23 protein-coding genes are annotated in these 26666 nt (G+C 52.2%); 1 reads left to right on the top strand and 22 read right to left on the bottom strand.

Annotated features, from left to right (window positions below):
* Positions 1-7 precede the first annotated feature (7 nt).
* From wcaL to FDX04_RS16105, 19 genes are all read right to left on the bottom strand, one after another.
* Positions 8-1228 carry a colanic acid biosynthesis glycosyltransferase WcaL gene (gene wcaL / locus FDX04_RS16195; RefSeq protein WP_137371225.1) on the bottom strand — a complete coding sequence of 407 codons (1221 nt, stop codon included), beginning with the start codon at positions 1226-1228 and terminating at the stop codon, positions 8-10.
* Positions 1225-2505: a colanic acid biosynthesis pyruvyl transferase WcaK gene (gene wcaK, locus FDX04_RS16190; RefSeq protein WP_137371224.1), complete on the bottom strand. Its 1281-nt coding sequence runs from the start codon at positions 2503-2505 to the stop codon at positions 1225-1227. Before wcaK ends, wcaL begins: the two co-directional genes overlap by 4 nt.
* Positions 2506-2528: 23 nt before the next feature.
* A complete protein-coding gene (locus FDX04_RS16185) occupies positions 2529-4007 on the bottom strand; it encodes an MOP flippase family protein (protein ID WP_137371223.1) in 1479 nt (492 codons plus the stop codon).
* 1 nt (position 4008) lies between these two features.
* Entirely contained in the window at positions 4009-5403 is a 1395-nt protein-coding gene (gene wcaJ, locus FDX04_RS16180) for an undecaprenyl-phosphate glucose phosphotransferase (RefSeq protein WP_137360839.1), read from the bottom strand.
* 53 nt (positions 5404-5456) lie between these two features.
* On the bottom strand, positions 5457-6827 hold the full coding sequence (gene cpsG / locus FDX04_RS16175) for a colanic acid biosynthesis phosphomannomutase CpsG (protein ID WP_137371222.1): 1371 nt from the start codon (positions 6825-6827) through the stop codon (positions 5457-5459).
* A gap of 98 nt (positions 6828-6925) precedes the next feature.
* Entirely contained in the window at positions 6926-8362 is a 1437-nt protein-coding gene (gene cpsB, locus FDX04_RS16170; RefSeq protein ID WP_137360894.1) for a mannose-1-phosphate guanyltransferase, read from the bottom strand.
* On the bottom strand, positions 8362-9588 hold the full coding sequence (gene wcaI / locus FDX04_RS16165) for a colanic acid biosynthesis fucosyltransferase WcaI (protein WP_137371221.1): 1227 nt from the start codon (positions 9586-9588) through the stop codon (positions 8362-8364). The genes cpsB and wcaI overlap by 1 nt, the downstream gene beginning before the upstream one ends.
* Positions 9585-10064, bottom strand: coding sequence for a GDP-mannose mannosyl hydrolase (locus FDX04_RS16160; protein WP_137371220.1), 480 nt, complete (start codon positions 10062-10064; stop codon positions 9585-9587). Before FDX04_RS16160 ends, wcaI begins: the two co-directional genes overlap by 4 nt.
* Positions 10065-10066: 2 nt before the next feature.
* A complete protein-coding gene (locus FDX04_RS16155; protein WP_137371219.1) occupies positions 10067-11032 on the bottom strand; it encodes a GDP-L-fucose synthase in 966 nt (321 codons plus the stop codon).
* A 2-nt stretch (positions 11033-11034) separates the two neighbouring features.
* The gene (gene gmd, locus FDX04_RS16150; RefSeq protein WP_038641779.1) at positions 11035-12156 is read right to left on the bottom strand and encodes a GDP-mannose 4,6-dehydratase; all 1122 of its coding nucleotides are present in this window, start codon (positions 12154-12156) and stop codon (positions 11035-11037) included.
* A gap of 24 nt (positions 12157-12180) precedes the next feature.
* Positions 12181-12735 carry a colanic acid biosynthesis acetyltransferase WcaF gene (gene wcaF, locus FDX04_RS16145; protein ID WP_042307461.1) on the bottom strand — a complete coding sequence of 185 codons (555 nt, stop codon included), beginning with the start codon at positions 12733-12735 and terminating at the stop codon, positions 12181-12183.
* Between the two features lie 9 nt (positions 12736-12744).
* A complete protein-coding gene (gene wcaE / locus FDX04_RS16140) occupies positions 12745-13491 on the bottom strand; it encodes a colanic acid biosynthesis glycosyltransferase WcaE (RefSeq protein ID WP_137371218.1) in 747 nt (248 codons plus the stop codon).
* A 5-nt stretch (positions 13492-13496) separates the two neighbouring features.
* Positions 13497-14714: a colanic acid polymerase WcaD gene (gene wcaD, locus FDX04_RS16135; RefSeq protein ID WP_137360834.1), complete on the bottom strand. Its 1218-nt coding sequence runs from the start codon at positions 14712-14714 to the stop codon at positions 13497-13499.
* Positions 14689-15906 (bottom strand): colanic acid biosynthesis glycosyltransferase WcaC, encoded by a 1218-nt coding sequence (wcaC, locus tag FDX04_RS16130; protein ID WP_137360833.1) that lies wholly within the window; start codon positions 15904-15906, stop codon positions 14689-14691. The genes wcaD and wcaC overlap by 26 nt, the downstream gene beginning before the upstream one ends.
* Positions 15903-16391, bottom strand: a complete 489-nt coding sequence (gene wcaB / locus FDX04_RS16125; protein ID WP_137360832.1) for a colanic acid biosynthesis acetyltransferase WcaB — start codon at positions 16389-16391, stop codon at positions 15903-15905. The genes wcaC and wcaB overlap by 4 nt, the downstream gene beginning before the upstream one ends.
* A gap of 2 nt (positions 16392-16393) precedes the next feature.
* A complete protein-coding gene (wcaA, locus tag FDX04_RS16120; protein ID WP_137360831.1) occupies positions 16394-17236 on the bottom strand; it encodes a colanic acid biosynthesis glycosyltransferase WcaA in 843 nt (280 codons plus the stop codon).
* Positions 17237-17313: 77 nt separating this feature from the next.
* The gene (wzc, locus tag FDX04_RS16115; RefSeq protein WP_137360830.1) at positions 17314-19476 is read right to left on the bottom strand and encodes a tyrosine-protein kinase Wzc; all 2163 of its coding nucleotides are present in this window, start codon (positions 19474-19476) and stop codon (positions 17314-17316) included.
* Positions 19473-19922: a low molecular weight protein-tyrosine-phosphatase Wzb gene (gene wzb / locus FDX04_RS16110; protein ID WP_137360829.1), complete on the bottom strand. Its 450-nt coding sequence runs from the start codon at positions 19920-19922 to the stop codon at positions 19473-19475. Before wzb ends, wzc begins: the two co-directional genes overlap by 4 nt.
* A 5-nt stretch (positions 19923-19927) precedes the next feature.
* Entirely contained in the window at positions 19928-21067 is a 1140-nt protein-coding gene (locus tag FDX04_RS16105; protein ID WP_137360828.1) for a polysaccharide export protein, read from the bottom strand.
* A 655-nt stretch (positions 21068-21722) separates the two neighbouring features.
* Between FDX04_RS16105 and FDX04_RS16100 the strand changes: the two genes are divergently transcribed.
* Positions 21723-23306, top strand: coding sequence for a TerC family protein (locus tag FDX04_RS16100; protein WP_137360827.1), 1584 nt, complete (start codon positions 21723-21725; stop codon positions 23304-23306).
* A gap of 44 nt (positions 23307-23350) precedes the next feature.
* Here FDX04_RS16100 and asmA read toward each other — a convergent pair whose 3' ends face one another.
* The 3 genes from asmA to udk form a co-directional block, all read right to left on the bottom strand.
* Positions 23351-25204: an outer membrane assembly protein AsmA gene (asmA, locus tag FDX04_RS16095; RefSeq protein WP_137371217.1), complete on the bottom strand. Its 1854-nt coding sequence runs from the start codon at positions 25202-25204 to the stop codon at positions 23351-23353.
* A 25-nt stretch (positions 25205-25229) separates the two neighbouring features.
* Positions 25230-25811, bottom strand: a complete 582-nt coding sequence (gene dcd / locus FDX04_RS16090; RefSeq protein WP_003834269.1) for a dCTP deaminase — start codon at positions 25809-25811, stop codon at positions 25230-25232.
* 91 nt (positions 25812-25902) lie between these two features.
* Positions 25903-26544, bottom strand: a complete 642-nt coding sequence (gene udk / locus FDX04_RS16085) for a uridine kinase (RefSeq protein ID WP_003036776.1) — start codon at positions 26542-26544, stop codon at positions 25903-25905.
* Positions 26545-26666: the final 122 nt, after the last annotated feature.

The raw sequence follows: 26666 nt of genomic DNA, 5'->3' as shown, positions 1-26666 counted from the left end.
CCTCGATTTACATCGTTTGCAGCAGACTGGCTAACTGTTTATTAATCGCTAACTGATTAAATTCAGTTTCAATTTTTTCTCGCGCGCATTGCACAATCGGTTGCACCTGCTCACTGTCGAGTTGGCTGAATGCCGCCAACCGTTCAGCCAGCGCCTGAGCATCGTTTTCCGGCGCCAGCCAGCCAGATTTACCCGATTCCACCAGCTCAGGGATCCCGCTGTGAACCGTCGAAATAACCGGGATCCCCACCGCCATCGCCTCCATCAGCGCTACCGGGATCCCTTCCATATCGCCATCCCTGCCGGTGATGGAAGGCAACAGAAATACATCTGCCTGCTCAAGCATCTCCTTCACATGATGGCTGGGTTTAAAGCCGGGCATCTCAATCACATCATCGAGTTGGTATTGTTCGATCAGCGTCCGCAGACGACGCTCCCAGGGACCAATGCCAAGAATGCGATAGCGAAATAAGACGCCCTGCTCTTTCAACTGCCGACAGGCTTCGATGGCGACGTGCAGCCCTTTTTTCTCGGTTAAGCGCGCGACAGAGATAATCTCCAACGGCGCGGCTGGCGATTTCAGTTGGCGGGGGGTAAAGCGCGTCATATCGATTCCCATACGCGAGACGGCAATTTTCTGCGGCGGACATCCCATGTTTTTTAACCGTCCGGCCCAGAGATTGCTGATGGGCAGCATCAAGTCACCGCGCTGAAACAACTGCTTATATTCGGGGGTATAGCGGGCCAAAACGTCCCGGTGTGAAATATCAACTCCATGAAATACCGTGGCTATTTTCCCGCGGATCATCCCAAGCTCACGCAGTTTGGCAGCCGTCACACCTGCCGGGCCAAAGTGCGCAATAAAGACATCCGCCTGAAACGCCTGCGGATTTCCACCGCAAATAGCCGCCAAAATCAAATTGCGCGCCTCGTCGCCATAGCGAGAGGCATTCAGCGCTTTCCAGGTGGCCGCACGGGTGATGCCCTGCAATGCAGCAGCCGCCCTGAATTTCAGCTTTGCCAGTTTGCCGTCCGGTTCATTCAGCAGCCAGCGCGTTTTATCGCCCAATTGGTAGGCATTAAATGAGGCATGCGTATTTTCAAGATCGCCCTTATGCATCGCGACAATCTCCACCTCATAGCCCATATCGATAAACGCAGTGATCTGATTTAACACAAAGGTCTCTGAGGAGAGTGGAAATTTAAGCAGGAAAAAACCAATCTTCATTTTTCCCCCTCAATGCGCGTTAATACCGACTCCACCATGCGCACCCCACGTTCGCGTTCACGCATAACCGCATCCCCTACCCGTATGTTCAGTTCGGGAAGCTGTCCGAGAATATCGCCGACCCTGCCCTCCAGACTGCCATCTAAAAGATGGCGAATATCGACGGCCATTTCCGGTAATCCCAGTTGCTGCATGATCCCTGCCGACTTGTGCTCGTAGTTAATGGCGATGGCGGGTGTCATAAAATTCATCGAAATGATGGCAGAGTGCAGGCGGGTGCCCACGGTCAGGTCGCATGCCCCGAGAATTTTACCCATCTCAAGGTCGTTGAGTTCATCCATGACCACGTGATAACGGGCCGGATCGTTAACATACTGACGCAGGTTCAACGCCACCATACGGTCATCTTTGTTGTAACTATCAATACCGGTACAGGTTGACAGCGCTATCACCTGGTATCCTTCAGCGAGAATGCGGTTCACTACCCCGGCAAAGGCTTGTTCATAGGCCTGTTGCGTGGTTCCCAGACGCTTATCAAATGGCGCCAGCTCACGCAAAGTAATGGCCACAGTCTTCTGCTTTGCCGCCATGTGCAACCAGTGCTGTACGGCGTAGCCCGGCTCAAAATCCTGATGATGATTGTCGACCAGCCAGGCGGTATCCACGCCAGCTTCCACTTTTTCCGTGGTTATTGCGCTGCGTTTCATCAGTTCCAGACTGACTGATTCGCGCAAAATCAGCGCATTACAGTGACCAAAAACGTAGTTAGCCAGTTGATTAAACTGCTCATCCTGGAATGGCCCCACGCTGTGTCCAATCATGTACAGCGGTTTTTTTGCCATAAATGAACACAGGGCATGTTCGAACTGCGGCACACCATACAAATCGACAAAAAACGATCCGCCGACCTGGATAATGGCGTCGTAGCGCGACAGTAAACGGACAAAATCGGTAAATCCCTGGGCGATAGCGATGTTGCGCAGATTGCCGGAGTCAGTAACGCGCGAAAGCAACACCTGGTGCTGATAGCGACGGCGCAAGACCTTCTTCACCCGTCCCATGACGCCCGCAGCATTGTTGTGTTGCTTCATCTGCGAATATAACGGATCGCCCATCACCGGACGGTTGAGTAACCATGAGGAGCTTACCGGGTAGCGGCTCATAACATCGACTTCAGTCTCGGGACGCTGCGCGTTAATGGCATCCAGCAAACCGCGCAGAATAGCGCTATCCCCTCGGTTCCCGCAGGTATGGTTGCCCAAAATTAATAGTTTCATTATGACCTCTTAAAGCGTTGTTCTTATCCTGCACGGAGTAAGGTTTTCATTTTTTCATTGCGACAAAGCTGACGTTTTATTTCCACCACCAGCGGATGGCGCGACAGCACAATCATCACCGCAAACGCCAGCGCTCCCGCCGCGATTTGCAACCCTAGCACCGCGATTAACGGTAGTTGGTTGCGCAGGGTAAAACCCAGCACATAGCTCACAACAACGGTTGGCAAGGAGAGATACAACGGTAGCCACAGACTGAGCATGTACTGACGGTAGCTGGAGCCGAGGACAGGTTTGATCATCACGAAATAGCTGAGGATGGTGTTAATCACCTGCACCAGCAAAAAGCCCAGCGTCACGCCTGTCGCCCCCGCCAGATGTCCACCGATGAAAATGGCCGGAATAAACAGAAAGGTTTTGAACACATTGAATTTGAAGCTGATATCAACCCGCGCCTTCGCCATCAACAGCGAACCGATCGGATTCCCGACAGAGCGCAGTAGCCCGACAATGCACAACAGTTGCAGGATGGGGACAATACCATTCCACTTCTCGCCAAATACCAGCGGCACCAGATTGTTTGATACCACCATTAATCCCAGCAGCGCCGGAAAATTGATGATCCCGACCACCGACAGCAGCTTGTAAAAATTCACCCGCAGTTTTTCGCTGTCGTCCTGAATTTTGGCAAACGCCGGAAACAGAACGCGAGTAATGATCGGATTCAGTTTGATTGGTGGTACAACCGCCACGTTCCAGGCAAGATTGAATCCACCCGCGACGCCTGCCCCCAACGTTCTGGCTAACAGCAGCGTAGAAAGGTTGGTATTGATGTAATTAATGATGCTATCCGCCGTCAGCCATGCGCCGAAACGTAGGTTTGACGAAACGGAAGCCAGCGAGAAATGCAGCCCTGGACGGTAAATCTGGCGACCAAAATAGCCGAACAGCAGCGTACGTAGCGTACTGTTCACCAGATACCCCAGAATGGCCGTCAGCGCGAGCGGCCAGAAATGGGCACTGACCACGGTAAAGGTAAAACCGGCCAGCACCGAACTGGTCTCAATCATGCCGATTTTGTTAAAGGCCAGTTCTTTTTGCATCAGCGCGCGAAACTGCTGCCCGTGCGGTATTACCACAAACGCCAGTGATAACGCTTTGATGAGCGGCGCCAGTTCAGGATTATTGAGTACGCTGGCAATCGTCTCGCTAAGCAGAAACATCGTCACGCATACCACAATACCGAGTCCAACATTGAGCCAGTACAGGGTGGTCAGCTCAAGGTAGCCAATCTCTTTACGCTGAATAATGGAATTGGCAATGCCAAAGTCAGACAACGTGTCGGCCAGCGCAATGATCACCAGCGCCACGGTTAACAACCCGAACTGATGATTATCAATAATCCGCGCCAGGACGGTCATCTGGATAAGCCCCAGACCTATAATGATCACCGTGGCAATCGCAGACCACTTCGCGCCATTCAGTGTTTTTTCTCGTAAGCTCATGTTAATACGCCGCTTTGTTCACAAAGCCTTTAAATATCGTCAGAAAAACAATTTTGATATCGAACCATAGGCTCCACTCGCGAATATATTCGAGGTCAAATTCCACACGTTTTTCCATTTTTTCCAGCGTATCGGTTTCCCCCCGCCAGCCGTTGATTTGCGCCCAACCGGTAATGCCCGGCTTCACCTTATGGCGTAACATGTATCCTTCGATTAGTTGGCGGTACTGTTCGTTATGCGCCACCGCGTGCGGACGCGGCCCGACGATAGACATCCCTCCCGTCAGCACGTTAATAAACTGCGGTAACTCATCCAGTGACGTCCGGCGCAGAAAATTCCCCACCGGCGTCACGCGCGGATCGTTTTGCGTCGCCTGCGTCACCACCGCGTCGTTTTCCATCACTTTCATTGAACGAAACTTCCAGACTTTGATCGGCTTCCCATCCATGCCGTAACGGGTCTGGCGGAAAATTACCGGTCCTTTTGAGGTCAGTTTCACCAGTAATGCAATGCCGCACAGCACCGGGGAAATCAGCAGCAGGATCAGCGTGGCCAGCACGATATCTTCCGCGCGCTTCAACAGACGGTTAATTCCCGAGAGCGGCGTGTCATACAGCGGCACCACCGGAACACCGTTCATCTCTTCAATCCGTGAATGCAGGATGTTGAAGGTAAAGACATCTGGGATGAGGATCACTGAGCAGGTGGTGTCGGCCAGATCACGTACCAGTTTTTTTACGCTGGCGCCATCGCTCATCGACATAGCGATATAGACGTTATGAATGCGTGAGGCTTTGGCGTCATCCACCAGCTGTTGCAGGTTCCCGGCCCAGTCGCGGGAGTTTTTGCCGGGGATAGGATCGTGATAGACACCGGCCACTTCAAACCCCAGCCACGGTTCATGGCGAAAGCTGTCCAGCAGCATTTGTCCGGCGGGCAGGTTGCCTGCCACCGCGACCCGGCGGGTGTTGTAACCGCGATTACGCAGCCATCCCGCGCCGTAGCGAATAAACGAACGACTCAACACCAACCCTACGCTTGACAGCAGATACCATGCCAGCCAGACCGCAAGACGGTTATCGAAATCATTATTAAAGGCAATTAAGCCTGCGCTAAAAATCAGGCTCAGCGTCCAGTTTTGCAGCAACAGCACCAGCTCAGTGGATATTTTGACGCCGCGCCAGGAGCGATAAAAATCCGTTATCCCGCCGAGCATCTGAAAAACCACCAGCGTGATCAACGCCACCAGCAGGTGCATGTACAGGAAAGGCAAACCGCTTAATTCGCAGATTACCCATAGCCCGCCAAACATGATGGTGATATCCGAAAAGCGTTGCACCATCGAAATTAACGACGCATTGGTTTTGGCGCGTTCGCGCTTCTTTAGATGTGTCATCGTGGTTCCTGTTAGTCGCCTTGGCCCATCATCGGGCAAAGGAAGCACCGGCATTACTGATTCAGCAACGCCAGAAGAGTGCGCGTTCGCGCTTCCATCAACGGAATATCTCCGCGCGATTCCACGTTCAGGCGCACCACCGGTTCGGTATTGGAAGAGCGTAAATTGAAACGCCAGTCGACAAACGACATGCTGATGCCATCCGTTCTGTCCACCGTCAGCGCTTCCCGGGAAAAGTGCTGCTCCACGCGCGCAATAGCCGCCGTCGGCTCTGCCAGCGTACTGTTTATTTCTCCACTCGCCGGGTACGCCGCCATCCGGTCACGGACCAGTTCGCCCAGTGACTGTCCTTTCAGACACAGCAGCTCCGCCACCAGCAGCCACGGGATCATCCCGCTGTCGCAGTACGCGAAATCGCGAAAATAGTGATGCGCGCTCATCTCGCCGCCGTAAATGGCATCTTCATGGCGCATACGCTCTTTGATAAACGCGTGTCCGGTTTTTGACATCACCGGTTTACCGCCGGCCGCCGTCACCACATCCACGGTATTCCATGACAGGCGCGGGTCGTGGATAATTTTCGCCCCCGGATTCTTCTCCAGAAACGCTTCCGCCAGCAGACCGACAATGTAGTACCCTTCTATAAACTGGCCTTTTTCATCGAACAGGAAGCAGCGGTCAAAATCCCCGTCGAAAGCAATTCCCATATCCGCGCCGTGTTCAATCACCGCGTTACGCGTGTCTGCCCGGCACTCCGGCAGCAGAGGATTGGGAATACCGTTGGGGAAATTGCCATCCGGCGTGTTGTGAATTTTGATGAACTCGACCGGCACGCCCAGCGCCTTAAAACGGGCTTCAATGGCATCCACCACCGGGCCTGCCGCGCCGTTACCGGAATTGAGCACCAACTTCATCGGTTTCAGGTTGCCGGGATTGATGTAACCCAGCAGATGGTCGATGTAGGCATCGCGAGGATTAATCCGCTGGTAGCGGCCACGTCTGCTCTCATCAACCGCCGGGAAGTCATTCGCTTCCGCCAGATGCTGCACGTCGCGCAGACCGGTATCGCCGCTGATGGGCCGCGCCCCTTCCCGCACCAGCTTCATGCCGTTGTAATCCAGCGGATTATGGCTGGCGGTCACTTCAATGCCGCCATCAACGCCAAGATGGAAAGTGGCAAAATAAATCTCTTCGGTGCCCGACATACCAATATCCAGCACATCCACCCCTGCATCCTGCAGTCCTTTCGCCAGCGCCAGCTTTAGCGTCTCGCTGGTCAGGCGCACATCGCCGCCGAGGACGATGGTTTTTGGCTTCAGGCACTCGCCGTAAGCGCGGCCAATGCGCCACGCAATCTCTTCATTTAACTCTTCGCCCAGTCGGCCGCGGATGTCATACGCTTTAAAACAGGTCAGTTTTGTCATGATTTACCCTTTTTCAGGCAACAGGAGGCCCTGACTCTTAATGAGCCTTTTTAATGAGTGTTAAATGCATTGCCTGGTGCGCATCAGCGCATCAGGCATCAGGCGCGCCCGTATCTGTCCGCAAACCGCACCACATCATCCTCATCGAGGTAAGATCCGGAGCGTACTTCAATCAGATCGAGCGGAATTTTCCCGGGGTTCTCCAGACAGTGGGTTGCCCCGAGAGGAATATAGACAGACTCGTTTTCAGCGAGCAGTTTGATATCATCATTAATTGTCACTTTCGCGGTGCCAGCGACGACAACCCAGTGCTCAGCCCGATGATGATGCATCTGCACGGACAATCCCTCGCCAGGCTTGACGGTAATTCGCTTGACCTGGTAACGGTCTCCGGCATCAATGGAGTCATACTTGCCCCACGGACGATAAACTTCGCGGTGAATGTGGTGTTCATGGCGTCCGTCAGCTTTAATTTGCTCCACCACTTTTTTGACATCCTGTACCGCGTTGCGATCGGCAATCAGTACCGCATCTTTGGTCTGCACCACCACCAGATCTTTCACCCCAACGGTCGTCACCAGCCCGGATTCGGCATAGACGTAGCTGTTTTCCGTTTTGTGGCTAATGACGTCGCCGTGATGCACATTACCTTCAGCAGTATGGGCGCTGATTTCCCACAGCGATGACCAGGAGCCGACATCGCTCCAGCCTGCGTTCATGGGCATCACCACCGCATCGGCCGTACGTTCCATTACTGCATAATCCACAGACTCTTCCGGGCAGGCGAGAAACGCCTGTTCATCAACGCGAATAAAATCGAGATCGGGATCGACGGTACTCATGGCGTTCTCGCAGGACTCAAGGATGTCGGGACGATACTTTTTCAGTTCCTCCAGGTAACGACCGGCCCGGAACAGGAACATACCGCTGTTCCAGTAGTAGTCGCCGCTTGCCACATATGCCTGTGCGGTTTCCAGATTAGGTTTTTCAACAAACTGCGCCACCTCAAAAGCCACCGCGTCAGTATTTGCTGGCGAAATCTCGCCTCGACGGATATAGCCATAGCCGGTCTCCGGCTGGTCCGGAACGATACCAAACGTCACCAGTTTACCCGCGCTGGCATACGGCATCGCATTGCGAACCGCTTCGCGAAATGCCTCTTCGTCGGCAATCATGTGATCGGCCGCCAGTACCAGCAGCAGCGGATCGTCCCCCGGACACTGATGTTTTGCCGCCAGCGCAGCCAGCGCTATCGCCGGCGCCGTGTTGCGTCCGGCAGGTTCGAGAATAATGTTCTCGGTCAGTTTGTGCAGTTGCCGTAACTGTTCCGCAACGATAAAACGGTGTTGTTCATTACAGATAACCACCGGACTTTCGCACTCCACACCGTTCAGACGGCAAATCGTCGTCTGCAACATGGTGAGATCACCTTTCAGACACAGGAACTGCTTTGGATACAGTACGCGAGACAGCGGCCATAAACGGCTCCCCGAGCCACCGGCCATCACTACCGGAAAGAGTTTGTTTTGACTCATCATGTACCCCGAATATCAGCAATAAATTGACTCAGCACGTTTTCTTTATCCAGCGTGCGTTCGGCATACTCACGTGCCACCGTGTTAACTTTTGGCATGGTTAGCGCCTGTTGAATCCCGCCAACCAGCGCATTCACTGATTCAGGCTCGACACACACCGCGATGCCTGGGTGAGCGTTACACAACTGACCCAACTCGGTCTCAGGTTCGGCGGTAATCACCGCGTTACCGCCAACGGCGAGAATATTAGTCAGTTTGGACGGCAGTACCGCATCCGCCGCGCCGCGCTTTTGTACGACCAGATGACAGTCCGCGAGCTTGAGCAGCGCAGGCAGCGCGTCATAAGATTGCAGCGGAAAGAACATTACGTTACGCAGGTCGCGTTCGCTGGCCATGGTCTCCAGCCGCGCTTTACCCCCGCCCTGCCCGACAATCGCAAACAGCCAGGGTTGCTCACTCAACTGGGTCGCCGCCTCGATAACGCTCTCCAGCCCCTGCTTTTCACCGATATTGCCCGAGTAGAGAATGATTTTTTGATCTGCGGGCAATCCCAGTTTCTGGCGCAACGCCAGGACATCGGCGTCGGTCACGTCACGAAAGCGCGCCACTTCCGACCAGTTGGGAAAGAAAATAACCTTGTGTGGCGCAACACCTTTTTCCATGGCTTTGTGCATCATGGAACGGGAAATCGTCGAAACATTATCCATGTTGTGCAAACCACTGCGTTCAAAGGCGCTGGCCAGTTTCGCCACCATACCGCGCTTACCTTTGCCCGCCATACCAAGTCCCAACATGGCATCGACTTCATAATCCTGAATGTGGAGCAGCGTGCGTGCGCCGCTGAGTTTTGCCAGCAAGCGCATACCCGGCGTACAAAACAGCGTCGGCACCACGCCGATGATGCGATCCGGCTTCCAGCGACGTTGCGCCAGCAGCGGGAAGAAACTGCTCAGGGCGAAACTGCCCAAATGCAGCAGGCGCTTGAGCGTTGAGGGTTGCTCAGGCACATACAGCGGACAACGCCAGACAGTGGCATCCCCCTCCTCGCGACGATAGCGCCAGGATGAATAGCGACCATTAACTTTCCATTGCGGATAATAAGGCGGCGCGGTGATCACCCGAACGTCATGACCTTGTTGCGCCATCCACTCCACCATTTCACCGGTGTATTTGCCGATACCGGTCAGCTCCGGCGAGTAGTTGATGCCATACACCAGGATCTTCATAGCCCAGGCACTCCGGTCTGGCTTGCCGGGCAGAAGTAAGCCCGGCTGTTGGCGTGTACGCTGTCACTGGCCAGAATTTGCGTTACCGCCAGCCAGCGGTAGGCATCATGTTGGGCATCAGGCAGTTGCAGGTCGTTTTCTGATACACACAGACGAAATCCCAACACGATGTAATGCGTTGAGAAACCATCCCCGGAAAAGTTGTCGTCATAGAAGTGCTGCCAGACACCATAAAACTCAGCGGCGGACAGCGGTAGACGCACCCCCAACTCAGCTTCAGTCAGCCGTTCAAAAGCCGCGTGGAGCGATTCATCTTTTTGCACACGACCGCCGGGAACGAACCAGTAGCCCTGCGCCGGACGATTGAGACGCTTACCGAGCAGAAACTCTCCCTCGGCATTTTCCACGATCAAATCGATAGAAATCAGCGGGGTTGAACGTACAACGGTGGCAAAATCCTCATGACGTAAAAACATGCTTACCCCCGATAACGCTGCTGGTTTTCAAGGAACCACTGCCAGGTGCTGGCAAGCCCTGCCTCAAGTGATATCTCGTGATACCAGCCCAACTGATGCAAACGCGTAACGTCGAGCAATTTACGCGGCGTCCCGTCCGGTTTACTGGCGTCAAACACCACGCGTCCCTTATAACCCACTACCTTTGCGATGGTCTGGGCCAGCTCACGGATGGTGCAGTCCACGCCGGTACCCACATTGATGTGCGACAGCATCGGCTGGGTATATTCCTGCCAGACTTCCTGAGCCAGCTCCATCACGTGGATACTGGCTGCCGCCATATCATCCACATGCAGAAACTCGCGCATCGGCGTACCGCTTCCCCACACAACCACATCCGGCGCATTTTGCTCGCAGGCTTCGTGAAAGCGGCGCAGCAGCGCCGGGATCACATGCGAATTGCTTGGATGAAAGTTGTCATGCGGCCCGTACAAATTCGTCGGCATCACCGAGCGATAATCACGGCCATACTGACGGTTATACGATTCACACAGCTTGATGCCGGCTATTTTGGCAATCGCATACGGTTCATTGGTCGGCTCCAGTTGCCCCTGCAAGAGTTCGCTTTCGGCTATTGGCTGGGTAGCATGTTTGGGATAAATACACGATGATCCGAGAAACAGCAGTTTATTCACGTTATGCAGATGCGCCTCATGAATAATGTTGCTCTCAATCATCATATTTTCGTAAATAAAATCAGCGGGATAACTGTTATTGGCTACAATTCCTCCCACTTTTGCCGCCGCCAGGTACACCTGGTCAATACGTTCAGCGGCGAAGAACTGACGCACCGCGGCTCCGTCCAGTAGGTTAAGCTCATCGCGGGTACGCAGCACCAGTTCAACATTATCTCGTTGGGCCAGCTGTCTTACGATGGCGGACCCCACCATCCCGCGATGGCCCGCCACAAAAATACGTTGTTTCTTCATCCTCAATACTCCAGCGCGATGGCGACCTCGTATCCGTGCGACTTCAGCAGGGAATGTTTCTTCGCTGCTTCAAGGTCGTTAGCGACCATTTCTGAGATCATCTGGCGCAACGTGATTTCCGGTTTCCAGCCGAGTTTTTCATGCGCTCTGGCCGGGTCGCCCAGCAGCGTTTCTACTTCTGCCGGACGGAAATAGCGCGGATCGACGGCGATTATCACATCCCCAGGTTTCACACCCGGCGCATCGTGTCCGGTCACGGAAACCACAATGCCTTTTTCATTCACGCCCTCACCTTCAAAACGCAGTTTGATACCCAGTTGCGCCGCCGCCATTTCTACAAACTGACGCACGGAATACTGCACACCGGTGGCAATGACGAAATCTTCCGGCTGATCCTGCTGTAGCATCATCCACTGCATTCTGACGTAATCTTTGGCATGCCCCCAGTCACGCAGCGAATCCATGTTGCCCAGGTACAGGCAAGACTCCAGACCCTGAGCGATGTTGGCAATGGCGCGAGTGATTTTACGGGTGACGAAAGTTTCACCACGGCGTGGAGATTCGTGGTTAAACAGAATGCCGTTACAGGCATACATACCGTAGGATTCACGGTAGTTAACGGTAATCCAGTAGGCGTAAAGCTTAGCTACCGCATAGGGCGAACGCGGGTAGAACGGCGTGGTCTCTTTCTGCGGGATTTCCTGCACCAGGCCGTACAGTTCTGAGGTGGAGGCCTGATAGAAACGGGTCTTCTTTTCCAGACCGAGGAAGCGGATAGCCTCCAGCAAACGCAACGTACCAATGGCATCGACGTCCGCGGTGTATTCCGGTGAGTCAAACGACACCGCGACATGACTCATGGCGCCCAGGTTATAGACCTCGTCCGGTTGGACCTCTTTTAAAATACGGGTCAGGTTGGATGAATCCGTCAAATCACCATAGTGCAGATGGAATTTGGGGTTGCTTGAATGTGGATCCTGGTAGATATGGTCCACACGTTCGGTGTTGAATGATGAAGCGCGACGCTTAATGCCGTGTACTTCATACCCTTTTTCCAGCAGGAATTCTGCCAGGTAAGAACCATCCTGCCCGGTTACGCCAGTGATGAGAGCGACTTTTGACATGTTATTACCTCTTCAATGATCCCCTCAGGGAGTAACTTTCTCAACGCGTTCGCGCGTGACTACTGCGGGGTTTCCCCGACAAACGACATTTGCTGGCAGCGATTTAAATACGCTGCTTCGTGCTCCAACGACGGTGCCATCGCCAATCGTCACGCCTGGCGCGACAAAGACATCTGTCGCCAGCCAGCATTTATCGCCAACCACAATCGGTGTGGCGTTAATATCAAAATATTGGCTGGCGTAATCATGACTTCCGGTGCATAAATAACTTTTCTGCGAAATCACCGCATGGGCGCCAATCGTAATATTACCTAACGTGTATAAAACCGCGTCATCGCCCACCCAGGCATAATCTCCCAGGGTTAATTTCCACGGATAAGTAATTTTTACTGAAGGTCGAATAACTACGTTTTTTCCTATTTTCGCACCGAACATTCGTAATAAAAACGCACGCCAGCGATACATTACCTGAGGTGACCAGCGAAATAGTGTTGCCTGTACCGCCCACCATAATTGCACTTTAATGACGCCGCCACCGCGAAAACCTTTCGGCACGTTAAAGCCGCTTAAGTCTTGCATAATGTGCCCTTACGTTTTGCCATATAAGGTTTTGGTTTTACCGGTTGTACGTAACCGTAAATATTCAGAAACCCCAGTAAAAAAACCTGGCATATGTAATATCTGCCGCTGCACTTTTTTTGCATCGCGGCATAATTCCAGATTATTCGTCGTTGACACCCCGCCCATCGAAAACTCGGACACCAGCCCGTCCAGTTTTTTGAAAGCGTAACCAGATTTATATAGTCTGGCAGCCAGCGCGTAATCGGACGATATTTTATATTGCAAATCATAGCGCCAGACATTCAGTCCTGAGAGCGGAAAAAAGATGGCCTGATGGCTGGCAGGCAGGCTGTGATAAATATACCAACCCGGCTTTGCCCGGCGCTTAATTTTGTTGCCATTGCCAAAATCCAGCAACGCGTCGCCGATAACCATGGCTTTATCACTCTGCGTTTTTAACTGGCGGATGAACTGAGCCGCGTCGGCATGCAGAATATCGCCGGAATTGAGGAACAGTGCAAACCGCCCGCGCGCCATCGCAATGCCTTTGTTCATCGCATCATAAATGCCGTTATCCGGCTCGCTGACAAACCGTAACTGGTGCTCTCCACCGAGTCCTTCAAGAAACGCCGACGTACCGTCAGAGGAGCCCCCATCGACAACAATCCACTCAAAACTGATATCGCCTGCCTGCGCCAGGTGTGCCAGCGAGGCGTGAGTTTTGACGATCCCTTCCAGATTGCGAAAGGCGACGGTAATAATACTGAGCAGCATGTGATTTACCTCGCGATATTCAGCGCCTTGCGCAAAATAAACGGACATACAATTAAAAAAGCGTATTCCGGACTAAATACTGACCCTGTAAAAAACAGCGACAGCGGCGTAAAAAGATATAGCTGCACCCGATAATTCTGATTATCACCAAAAGCAGTGATCATCATCTTCATGACTTTCCCCATGTACCACAGGGTTAATATCACGGCGAACCATGAAAAATAAATAATCAGCAGATACAAACCATTGTCTATCGTTTTACCCACATCCGCACCGTTAAAAATTCCGAATGACGCGACATATTCATAAAGCGAACCGAATCTTACTACACCATCAACATGCATTAGCGAATAACCGACCATTACTAACGGACCTACGATTCGATAATACGATGATGAACCCTCGGTTCCTAAATCTCCAAGGCGCGTTGCGATGTACGGAAACGCGAATATCACACCGACTAAAAACACGCTTAATGAGATTATCGCCAGCGGCAGCTTCTTTTTTATCGCATCCTTATTCAGGTACTGGAACGCCCACTCCAGGAGATAAAACAAAATAAACGTCATTACCCCTGAAAACGATCCTGATAATATTATCCCTGCCAGAATCATAGCATCGGACTTAGGCGTTTTGATACCAAACTGTTTGATACCGAGCCAAATTGAGATTAACGCCAGAGCGAAGAATGCCGGTTCAAAATAAAGTGCGGTGGTGCGTTTTCCGCCAAACTTAATAAAGTTCAGAACATAGCTGTTACTGTAAATAAGATATTTCGAAATAACTTCCATTAAACTGCTGCCGCCGCTGAGAATGATCTGTGCCATTTCAACTGCCGCTAACCCCACTACCAGCCCAACGACCAGCCAGAAAAAGCGCAGGATCTTAATGTAGTTATGCGGCGAAATGGTTTTGAAGCGAATGCTCCACACCATGCCAATAATCACCACGGTATAGACAAACAGCATCGCGGACGTGACGTACTTACTGGCATCCAGCGATTGACCGAACAGGTAGTTAAACGCCGTCAATCCTCCCCCCACGCCCAGCGCTATCATTAATTTTTTAATATTGATGCGCTCGACAAACAGCAACAGCAGAACGGGCAAGAATGTGACAATCGTTATCGGGAAGCTCTCGCCAAGCTGGGCAAGTTTGACGTTAACCAGCAGATAAAGCAGCGGTAGCAGCAGATAGCTACAGATTCTGATAGAACGAGACATATTCCTCCAGCATCTGTTGCCCACTGTATGCCACCCGGCTGCGCTGGCTGAACTCGGCAAGCGACGTGTCGAATACCGCCTGCGCGATGTCTGATTTTTTCAGTTGTACCAGCCGCAGTACATCCGCTTCACTGAACGTTTTACCGCCCGCTTTCGCCAGCACCTCCCGTGCAGCCTCGCTGTGCGTAGCAATTACCGGTACGCCGATGGAAAGCGCTTCGCACAGAATCAGCGGGTAATTATCAACGCGGGAGCTGAACACCAGTCCATCCATCTCGTTAAGCGCATTCATCAACGTTCGCTTATCGCTTTCGAAGCCATGATTGATAACGTTATCGCCAACAAAGGGCGAAAATTTGCCGAAGGTATGCAGCTCAATTTTTTCTCCCAACGCCATCAACTCCTGCACCAGCTGCTGATTGGTTTTACCGTCATAGCGCAGGTCATGAGCCACTACAGCGATTTTCGGTCTGCCGTGTGGCTCATATTTGGCGGGCAGGTCGGCAAGAATGGCTTCGGTTGCCACATCAATACCGTTGTTAATAATGCGGCAGCGCCCCACGCCATACAGGCTGTTGAACGCGTCGGCCACATGCTGGCTGGGAGAGATAAACTGGCAGCCAAGCGCTAACATGTCGCGAAACATCTGCCGTTTTCCGGGCAATTGCTGATGGGCTTTGTCAATTTTTACCGGCGGATAGTTACTCAGCGTCGGGCATTTCTGGCAGCCCGTTTTCCAGCTTTCGCAACCATCGGTGAAAGCACAGCGTCCGGTCACGCTCCAGTGATCATGCAACGTCCAGACAAAGGTGATGTCCGGTTTATGCGCCTTCACCTTTTGGCAAAAGGCCACCACCTCTTCCAGATTCAACCAGTAGCTGTGCAGCACATGAAAATGCAGCACCAGCGGGCCGGAAGTGCGGGTCACCGTACGGTATAAATTATTGAGATTGCCGAACAGATCGCGGTTAGCGAAACGAAATAGCGCAATATTCGCCACCGATGTCAGACGCGGCGTATGTTTGATAACATGCGGATAATCCCTGTGGCTGGTGCTTTTCTTGCCACCTTTGCCATAGCCGTACACAAAGCGCGACGACAGTCCTTTCTCCAGCGCACGAAGATGCAGATCTAAGGCTACGCCTGCCGCTCCACCTTCTGCGAGTCGCACATTAAATTGCAAGATATTCATTTTGTTACCTTCACTCGTGCTTTCTCGCCCACCACCAGCGTGTTGTCAGGGATGCTATCCACCACCACGCTCCCGGCGCCAATGGTCACGTTATCGCCGATAGCGACATTGCCGAGTACAGTGACGTTAGCCCCCAGCTCGACACCGTTACCGATGACCGGACAGGACAGATCTTTGTCGCCAGGATTGCCAATGGTGACACCGTGGCGCAGGGTTAAATCGTCCCCTGCCACCACGTGTTTATTGATCACCACGCCATAACCATGATGGATGGTCAAACGACGACCGATAGATGCAGCGGCCTGAATTTCATAACCAAACAGGCATTCAGTGATCAGGCGATACAGCACCAGCACCGGCGCAGCCCACAGGTTGTTCAAGATATTTTTTTTACGCCAGACGGAGCAAAAATGGGCAATCCGATAGGCCACTACCATGCAGCAGGGGCGCAGACTCCAGCCGTTCGCGCGTAAATCTTCCAGCATACTTAGCGTCCTCGCAGTCCGTCGGCCAGACGCTTACTGTTGCGAATCGAAAGCAACGTCAGCAGCGTGCGCCAGTTCATTCGTTTATTGCGGATCTGGTAGAGCGTAAACAGCTGATATTTCTTACTCGCCCGGTCAAATTTACCTTTGTGCTTGCGATAGAACTGAAAGTAGCCGGAGAATTTATGCGGTGATGAGGTAATGCGCATCTCACCATGGTTAACATGCAGGATCTGCGTCGCCTCTTTGACCTTCCACGGTTTGCCGTACGCCACCACCATCCTGAGGAAAATGTCGTAATCCTGCGCGGCTTTCAGTGTGGTATCGAACAGGCATGCTTTAAAACGCCATGCCCATGTAAACACCTGATTACCAATAATATTGCGCTTATAAAACTTTCGTCTGGAGTAAACTGACTTCGGATAGAGCGGCAGACTGGTTGGTTGCGAATACACTTCGCCTTCGCAAACATAATCATTGGCGTACAGAAACGCGTGCGTGACCAGTTGATGACGATGCTGCAGAAACACGCTCAGGCGATTCGGCGTCCATTCATCATCATCATCAATACCCGTAATATATTGCCCACTGGCCTGCATGATGGCCTGATTGCGTACCGCGCAGGCCCCGGCATTCGTCGCATTATGCGTATAGGACACGCGTGGGTCGTTGAGTTCCTCAACGAACTGCTGCAGTTGCTCATACGAGGAAGAACAGTCATCGACAATGATCATCTCCCAGTGAGGATAGTCCTGGCGCAACACCGATTTAATCGCCCGAATGGCCAGCTGTTGGCGATTCCAGGTTGGCATATAAATTGAAATTAGTGGGTTTTCTGTCGTCATTTTCGTTTCCCAAATAAAGTTGCCTGATGGCGCTACGCTTATCAGGCCAACATTCGATATGCGTTGCTGTTCGTTATCTATTTCGAATCCGACGTGTATTCGTATTCGTAATAACCGTAATCCTGATACCCACTGGCACGGCGGAAGATAGAGTTCAGGATCACCCCCTTCACCTGAATGCCGTTTTGCTCAAACCGGCTCAGGCTGGTTTCCACCTCTTTCAACGTATTAACCGCATAACGTGCCACCATCAACGTGGTGCCGACATGACGGCCAACAATCGCCGCATCGGTCACCGCCAGTATTGGCGGGGTATCTATCAGCACCAGGTCATAGTGCTCGCTGGCCCACGTAATCAGTTCGCCAAAGCGTTCACTCATCAGAAGCTCTGAAGGGTTAGGAGGGATTTGTCCGCGAGGGATCAGATCAAAATTCGCAATAGAGGTCGGTTTCGCGCAGGAGGTAATATCTCCCTTACCGACGAGGAGCTCGGACAGACCGTTGACGTTATTGGTCCCCAGCAGTTCGTGGGTATAGCCTTTGCGCATGTCGCAGTCGATCAACAGCACGCGTTTATGAGTCTGGCTAATGACCGCCGCCAGGTTAGCGCAGACAAATGTTTTACCTATCGACGGGCTGACGCCGGTCAGCATCAACACGTTGTTGCGCGCCTGCATCATGGCGAAGTGCAAACTGGTACGCAGGCTGCGGACCGCTTCTATGGCGAGATCCGTTGGATTCCCCACCGCCAGTAACTGGCTTTGTTTGTAGCGCTTCACACCTTTAATGGTCTGAACGTTATCACGCGCTTTTTGCCATTCTGAAAGCGGGATGCTGGCATACACGCTGATGCCATGCTCTTCCAGCGCCTGCGGGCTTTCAATACCGCGATTAAACAGGGAACGCAGCAATACGCCAACCACTGAAAGCATCAAACCAAGAATAATGCTACCGAGAATAATCAACGCCTTTTTCGGCTTCAGCACGCCTGGCTGGGCAATCGCGGGATCGACGATGCGTACATCTCCGACCGTACTCGCCTCGGTGATCTTCAGTTCCTGTTGCTTATTTAACAGTTGCATATAGACCTGCTGACCGGACTCCACATCGCGGGTCAGCCGGACAATTTCCTGCTGCGTTTTCGGCATTGCAGTAACACGTCCGTTCAGCTTGCTTTTCTCATCTTCCAGCGCCTGGCGTTTTTCCAGCAACGTGCGATACGCCGGGTGCGCTTTGGTGAATAACTTGGAGATTTCCGCTTCTTTAAAGGTCAGTTCGTTGAGCTGTGCATCGATATTTACCATGGAGTCCAGCACCGCTTTAGCTTCCAGCGGCAAATCCACGGAGTCTTTATCCTGGCGGAAGGCATTCAGCTTGTTTTCAGCAACGTCCAGACGGTTACGCACCTCAGGCAACTGTTTTGCCAGAAACGCCAGACTTTTAGCGGCCTCTTCTGACTTACGTTCGACGTTTTGTTGCAGATAGTTGCGGGTAATACTGTCGAGGATCTGGCGGATTTGTTCGCGGTCTTCGCCGGTAAAAGTCAGGCTCAATACGCCAGTATCTTTGCCGGTTTCTGTCACCATCAGGTTATTTTGCAGGGTGTTAATCATGCCCAGTGTGGAAAATTTGCTGACGGTAAATTGGCTTTCAGGACTGGCATGAATCGCCTCAACCAGCATCGTCACGCCACCGTGATTCAACAATTGCCCAACCTGACCACGGGCGCTAAATCCCCCATCACTGACTAATTGATAACTTTTGTCGTTCAGCACGCTTAGCGTAAAGGTCTGTTCCTTCATCGCCTTTGGCAGAGTAAAGGTGGTGACATTAACGGTTTCATTCTGGCGCCCCATCAACCGATCCCAGCCTGCGCCAAAAATCGGAAATGTATCTTTCGTCACCGCGATATCCAGATTGAGATCGTCTACCGTTTTTCCCAGTACCAGCCGTGACTGAATGAGCTGAATTTCCGCTTCCGAGGCCGGCGGTTTATTCGACAACGCCGAACCAATATCCTGTACCAGCGAATTCCCGGTATTTTGCTCAATTTGCACCAGCGCATCCGCACTGTAGATCGGCGTGGCAAACAGCGTGTAAACCGCCGCACACACGGCAAAAGCTGCGGTAATGCCGAGCACCCACCAGCGAGCCTCCACCACCGTCCCTACCAGACGACCAATATCGATTTCATCATTGCCCGTAACCGGCGCGGCAGACTGTTTTACTTTTTCTGTCATTGTTTTCCCTGCTCCGCGTTCAATGCCTGAGCCCATTGGCGGGCAGACCGTTCAAGTAATGTGTACACCGCGTCAAACGCATCCCGACTTTTACGGTACGGGTCGGGAATTTCGCGTTCGCTGTCCCAGTGACCAAAGAGCATCACTTTGCCGCGCATCTCCGGCACCATTTCACACAGGGCTGAGATATGGCGTTTTTCCATGGTCAGGATCAGGTCATACTCCCGGCACATGCGTCCCGAGATCTGCCGGGCACAATGATTTTCCAGTGACAGGTTGTGCGCCTGCGCGACGCTGATAGCACAGGGATCCGCACCTTTACCCACCAGCGCCCCGAGACCCGCAGAAGAGACCGTCAATGCCGGATGAAACTTCCTTAACAAGCGTTCCGCCGTTGGGGAACGGCAAATGTTCCCCACACAGACAACTAATATTTTGTTAAACATGACGATTACCAGTTGTGAAGGTCGCTGGCCGTGTCCGTCATATAGCGAACACCGCTAATGGTCGGCAGCAACTGATTGATCAAACGGTTCCAGCGGGCAACCGGTGCGGTCGTGACATACACCACATCGTAAGGCTGGAGTCGGAATGACGTCGCCATCACCAGCGAAGTCGCATCGGACATATCAAGCTGATAGATATTCGCGATCTTGCCGTTGTTCCCGCTTTCGCCTTTCAACGGACGAATAACGAAAATGCCGCTGGCGTTGGAGGTAGTCAGATCGATACCTTCCGCATTGCCAAGCGCTTCAGTGAGCGTCATACCGCTGAAGTCCATTTTGAGGGTGCTCTGCTTTTTCACTTCCCCCATCACGAAGACTTTCAAATCGTCATTACGCGGAACAAACAGAATGTCGCCAGGATAGAGCAGACGGTTCTGGCTCAGATCGCCATTTTGCATCAGCGCTTGCAGTGAAATACGTTGCTCCTGCCCTTTGTGAGTCAGTACAACATTGCGCCAGTCAGCCGCCTCGGTGAGACCGCCTGCGGCGTTAATGGCATCAAGAATGGTAAGCGGTACGTTGGTGATGGCCTGCTGGCCAGATTTGTTCACCTGCCCGGAGACATAAGCCTTCTGCGAGCGGAAAGCGGCGATATTAACGTCCACCTGCGGGTCAGCGATGTACTTCGCTAAGCGCCCGGTAATATCACTACGAATTTCGGCTAACGTTTTTCCCACCACGCTGACTTTGCCAATATAGGGGTAAAACATGGTGCCATCCGGCTGCACCCAGTTGCCGGTATCGCTTGAGCTACGATACTGCCCGGCCGGGGTCGTAAGTTCAGGATGATCCCAGACGGTCACATTCAGGACATCGCCCGGACCGACCCGATACTGATATCCTGCAATCTCCTGCTCCAGCGAAATGTTAGGCTGCGCAACATTCGGACGAGGACGTAATTGCTCGACCAGTCGCGGGGTCAGTGGATAAACATTCACCATCCGATTGATATCAAAATCAGCGTCCTGCTGTTTAATCACATCTTTGCCCATCGTAGACATATTGCTGCCCGGAAGCACGGTACAACCGTTTATCAAGATTACCGATACCAGGACTGGTATCAATTTAAGTTTGGAGTTCATCATTGATTATTTATCACTTTGGCAGAGTAATTATCACGTGCGTTCTAAATAGCGGCTTCGCCTGTACACATTTACCTTGCCGTTAATTGAAAAGGAATTTAACTGGCATCAATCCTAAAAATAATGGATTCATCTGCGGTCTCTTGACAGAATAATTCAGGCTTGTTTTCAGGTGGCCAGACACGCTACCGCCCCTGGCTTCATTAGCTACCAATGCACTGATTAATTTAAATTTTTATCTTCTCCTTTATTTTCATCACATTCAGAACAGCAACGCATCGGGAATAACGTCACTGGTTGATGAGGAAATATTTATCTTTTGATTATTACCGGAAGAATTGTTGCAGCTAAGTGAATAGCAGGCAAGATAACAAGCCTCAGCTCACTTGCTTTTAAGAATAATATTAAGGCTATAATTTATATATTTTTAGGATTTTATCGATATTGACAGCATTGCTAAATAAATACACCACCTGCGATATTTCCTAAATACAATTAGCTAAAGAAAATTATTTCCTGTAGTTACATTACGGCTATTTCCCGCTGGCATCCTGATATAACCACCAGAGAAATCCCTTTCCGGCATTGCATTTTCCGCCAGTTTTACCCATGATCGAATTGTGACAATTGTCATACAACTATGGGTATAGCACTTACTATGGAATGGATTGCCGATCCGTCAATCTGGGCCGGACTCGTCACGCTAATCGTGATCGAACTTGTTCTTGGCATTGATAATCTTGTTTTTATTGCCATCCTCGCGGAGAAACTCCCTCCTGCCCAGCGGGATAAGGCGCGTATTACCGGGCTCCTGCTGGCGATGGTCATGCGACTGCTGCTGCTGGCATCAATATCCTGGCTGGTGACGCTGACTACGCCACTGTTCAGCATTCGCGGCCTCAGTTTCAGCGCGCGCGATCTGATCATGCTGTTCGGCGGTTTCTTCCTGTTGTTTAAAGCCACAATGGAGCTAAACGAACGGCTGGAAGGAAAAGACAGCGACAATCCCACCCAGCGTAAAGGCGCTAAGTTCTGGGGGGTGGTCGCGCAAATAGTGGTTCTGGACGCCATATTCTCTCTGGATTCCGTTATTACAGCCGTCGGGATGGTCGACCACCTGGCGGTGATGATGGCGGCGGTGATTATTGCCATCAGCCTGATGGTGCTCGCCAGCAAGTCGTTGACTCGCTTTGTCAACAGCCACCCAACCATCGTTATTCTGTGCCTGAGCTTCCTGCTGATGATTGGTTTCAGCCTGGTCGCCGAAGGGTTCGGTTTCCACATCCCGAAAGGTTATCTGTACGCCGCTATCGGCTTCTCGGTCATGATCGAAGCCTTGAACCAGCTGGCAATCTTTAACCGTCGTCGCTTCCTGTCAGCCAATCATACCTTGCGCCAGCGCACCGCCGAGGCGGTGATGAGGTTGCTGAGCGGTCAAAAAGAAGATGCCGAACTGGATGCCGAAACCGCTGCTATGCTGGCGGATCACCAGGAAGGACAGATTTTTGCGCCTCAGGAACGGCGGATGATTGAGCGCGTACTGAATCTAAATCAGCGTACCGTCAGCAGCATCATGACCTCACGCCACGACATTGAACACGTCGATCTCAACGCACCCGAAGCAGAAATTCGCGCTTTACTGGAAAAAAACCAGCATACGCGTCTGGTCGTTACCGGGGAAGACGAGCAGGAAGAACTGCTGGGCGTAGTGCATGTCATCGACCTGCTGCAGCAGTCTCTGCGCGGTGAGCCGCTCGACTTACGCGTTCTGATTCGTCAGCCGCTGGTGTTCCCGGAAACGCTGCCGCTGCTTCCGGCGCTGGAGCAGTTCCGTAATGCCCGCACGCACTTCGCTTTTATTGCTGATGAATTTGGTTCTGTCGAAGGGATCGTGACGCTCAGTGACGTGATGGAAACCATCGCCGGTAATCTGCCAAATGAAGTAGAAGAGATTGACGCCCGCCATGATATTCAAAAAAATGCTGATGGTTCGTGGACGGCTAACGGTCACATGCCGCTGGAAGATCTGGTGCAGTACGTCCCTATTCCGTTAGATGAAAAGCGTGAATATCACACCATTGCCGGGCTTTTGATGGAATATTTACAGCGTATTCCGAAAACCGGAGAGGAAGTTCAGGTTGGCGACTACCGACTAAAAACCTTGCAGGTGGAAAACCATCGCGTGCAAAAAGTCCAGTTGATACCGCTACACAGTGAAGAAGAGATGGATTACGAGGTGTAAATCACCCGCCGGATGGCGCATCAGCCGCCATCCGGCAATTTGAATCAGAGTTTATCCAGCAACTTCTTAACATCTTTACCGTTGCGGGAGTCTTTATTGCGATCGGCCCAATCGTTCAGACGACGTTTCGCTTCATCCTGCAGATGCTTACGCAACAGCTGATCAACCTGCAAGTTATAGTTCAGCGCCTGCCACTGGCCATAAACCCTGAGAGGAACCGGCGTGGCTTTCAGGAACTTAATCAGCTTGCTTTCGCCATCCCAGCCGCCCAGCACGCGAATGTTAAACTGCGTGTCGCAATTCTGCTTCACCAGATCTAACGTCCCCTTGCCCGTCAGCGCAAGCATCGCAGACTCACCGGCCATGTTATCCAGCGTAACCTCGCCGTTATCCAGCGTCAGATCGGTTACAAAGCGATCCAGTCGGGTGACGTTATCCAGGTTTTGCTGTGATTTAACATCACCGCCGCTGCGTTCTACGGCTTGTTGTATCATCTGCTGGAAGTTCATCCCTTCCATTCGCGTATCGCTCATTTCGACATGGGCCTGGCCTTGCCAGCTATGACGAAACGCCTGGGCGTCAATATCCGAGCCGGAAAAATCTCCCGCCAGTGACAGCTTACCGGTCAGCGCGATGGGGTAGTTGAAGGCTTTCAGGATTGTGCCAATTTCTACACCTTCCAGTCGCGGATGAAAGACTGCTCGCGGCTCATCTTTTCTGGCGTCCAACGTACCGGGAAGCGAAACATGTCCACCGTCATTTTTCCCTTCCAGTTGCACGACCTTCAGTAAGCCGAACTGGTTATCTATTTTTGCCGAGACATTCTCAAACGCCATTTTACGCCACAATACCTTGTCAGCCTGTAACGTGATGTCTGCCGAGAATCCCTTGAGTCCCTGGTAAGAGACAGCATCAACCTGCGAAGCAATGACGGGACGCGCCAGCGTCGCCTGACTCTGACCTTGCTGAACCTCACCGTTTGTCGCTGCCACAGCATCGCGTTGCACCATCAGATTGTCCAGATTGAGCTGACCAAATTTCAGGTCGACGAGCCATTCGGGTTTATCTAACAACGACACCTGGGCTTGCCCGGCGAGAGAGCTGTCGTTAGCGGTCAAATGAATCTGGCTAAACGCGAGCTGTTTTTTCTCTTCCAGCCACTGCGCCTGAAGCTGCCCCTCACCTTTAATTCCCTGCGACGGTAGATCGGCCCCCTGTAGTTGCCAGCTTAACTGCTCAATATTAGCGGACAAATTATGCGGGTAGTCGGAGGCATCGACGGTGCCGTTTAAGGATAACGCAAGGTCACGCTGATCGCGGTTCACGCGCCCGGAGAAATCAAACGTACCACGGTGTTGGCTATCCTGTTCCATCTCCAGACGAATATCGCGAACCGTAACCTGCTCGTCGTCTTCATGCTGGAATACCAGAACGCTGTCGGCCACGCGCAGACTAGCGATATCAAACGACCATCCTTTGTCTTCCGCCAGATCGGGCAATGTATTGTCTTTGGGAGCAACGGGCGCATCTTGTCCACGCACCGCCTCAGTTTGCGGGGTCAGTTGAATCACAGCCCCCTTGAGCATCACCTGCTTCACGCTGAGCTGATGACTCAACAACGGCCACAACGCGACGTCGAGACGCATATTGTCGGCACGAATCAGGGGTTCACTGGCACCTTCTGCGGTTAACACCATGCGTCCCGAGAGGATGCTCAGCTGAGGCCATACGTGCCAACGCAGAGGACCATCCAACTGCAGCTGATATCCGCTACGCACAGCAACCTGCTTGACCATATACGCACGGAAATCATTCGGATTCACCAACAGTACTAACGCAGAAAAACCGGCCACCAGCACAACCAGCAGGATCATCAGCGTTGTCAGAAATCGTCTCATGCTATCCCCAATGGACTGAAAACATTCAGTCTTTATCGATCCGGCTGGCAACAGCGCCCTGCTGATCGCGATACTTTGCATCCTGACGACGGTTGTAAGGTCGCGCAGCCGGACCGGAAAGCGGTTCGAAACTCAACGCGCCAATCGGCATGCCTGGGCGCAGGGCCAGCGGTAATTTTCCGGAGTTGTAGAATTCCAGTACGATGCACCCTGACCAGCCCGGATCGATACGGTGTGCGGTAACGTGTACCATCAGTCCCAGACGCGCTAATGAAGAACGTCCATCTAACCAACCGACGAGATCGGAAGGCAACGTCACGGATTCGAACGTCACCGCCAGCGCAAGTTCACCCGGATGCAGGAAAAATGCCTCGCCGTCCTTGAGGACGATTTCATCGCTCATTACACGATCCAGCGCGGCGCTGACTTCATCTTTCGGTCCACTCAAATCGATATACGCCGCCGTATGACCGCGGAACGTACGGAATTTGTTACCAAGACGCACATCTACCGTGGCGCCATTGATTCGCTCGACAGGAGGGCGTGGAGTGATCGACAGGCGACCTTCATCCAACCAGGCTTCAATATCTCGGTCACATAAACGCATGGCACTTTCTCCTTTCGTGCTTCAACCCCTTAATGCCAGGTGCGTTAAGGGTGAACCAGGTTATCACTGAACGGTACACAATTCGCTGAACTTATTCAAAGAACTGGCTGATTTTAGCCTTCAGAATATCGATGGCGATGCGGTTTTTACCCCCGCGCGGCACGATGATGTCGGCGTATTGTTTTGAAGGCTCAATAAATTGCAGGAACATTGGACGTACGGTTTTTTGGTATTGCGCCATCACCGAATCCATAGAACGACCACGCTCGTTCACATCCCGTTTAATACGGCGCATCAGGCAAATATCCAGCGGCGTATCAACAAAAATAGAGAAGTTCATCTCGTCACGCAAACGCGCGTCTGTCAGCAGCAGAATGCCCTCCAGGATGATCACTTTCTTGGGTTCGATATGAATAGTGTCTTGCGTGCGCGTATGCTCAACATAGCTGTAAACGGGGAGTTCAATGGCGCTTCCGCGTTTAAGCGTTTGTAGATGTTGAAACAACAGGCTGTGATCCATCGCGTTCGGATGGTCGTAGTTGGTTTTTACACGTTCTTCCATCGACAGATGGCTTTGATCTTTGTAATAGCTGTCTTCGGGAATAACGCCAATATGTTCGTCACCGACTTGTTCACGTAATTCGCGATAAAGCGTGCTGGCAATAAGACTCTTGCCGGAAGCCGATGCGCCGGCGATGCCGATAATGACGCACTGATGGGACTGATCAGTCATAAATTTAGCGACCTGATTAACCTGGATGTAAGGAAGGGCGGCGTCGAAACGCCAAACGCGGCAATTATAGGGATTTCAGCGGCGCGATGCCAGTCCAGCCTGCACCAATGCTTTCCTTGTCG

It is taken from the genome of Citrobacter sp. wls615, from assembly GCF_005281355.1.
GTDB lineage: Bacteria > Pseudomonadota > Gammaproteobacteria > Enterobacterales > Enterobacteriaceae > Citrobacter > Citrobacter werkmanii.
Note: the sequence above shows the minus strand (reverse complement) of the source record. Positions and strands in the feature narration are given on the sequence as shown.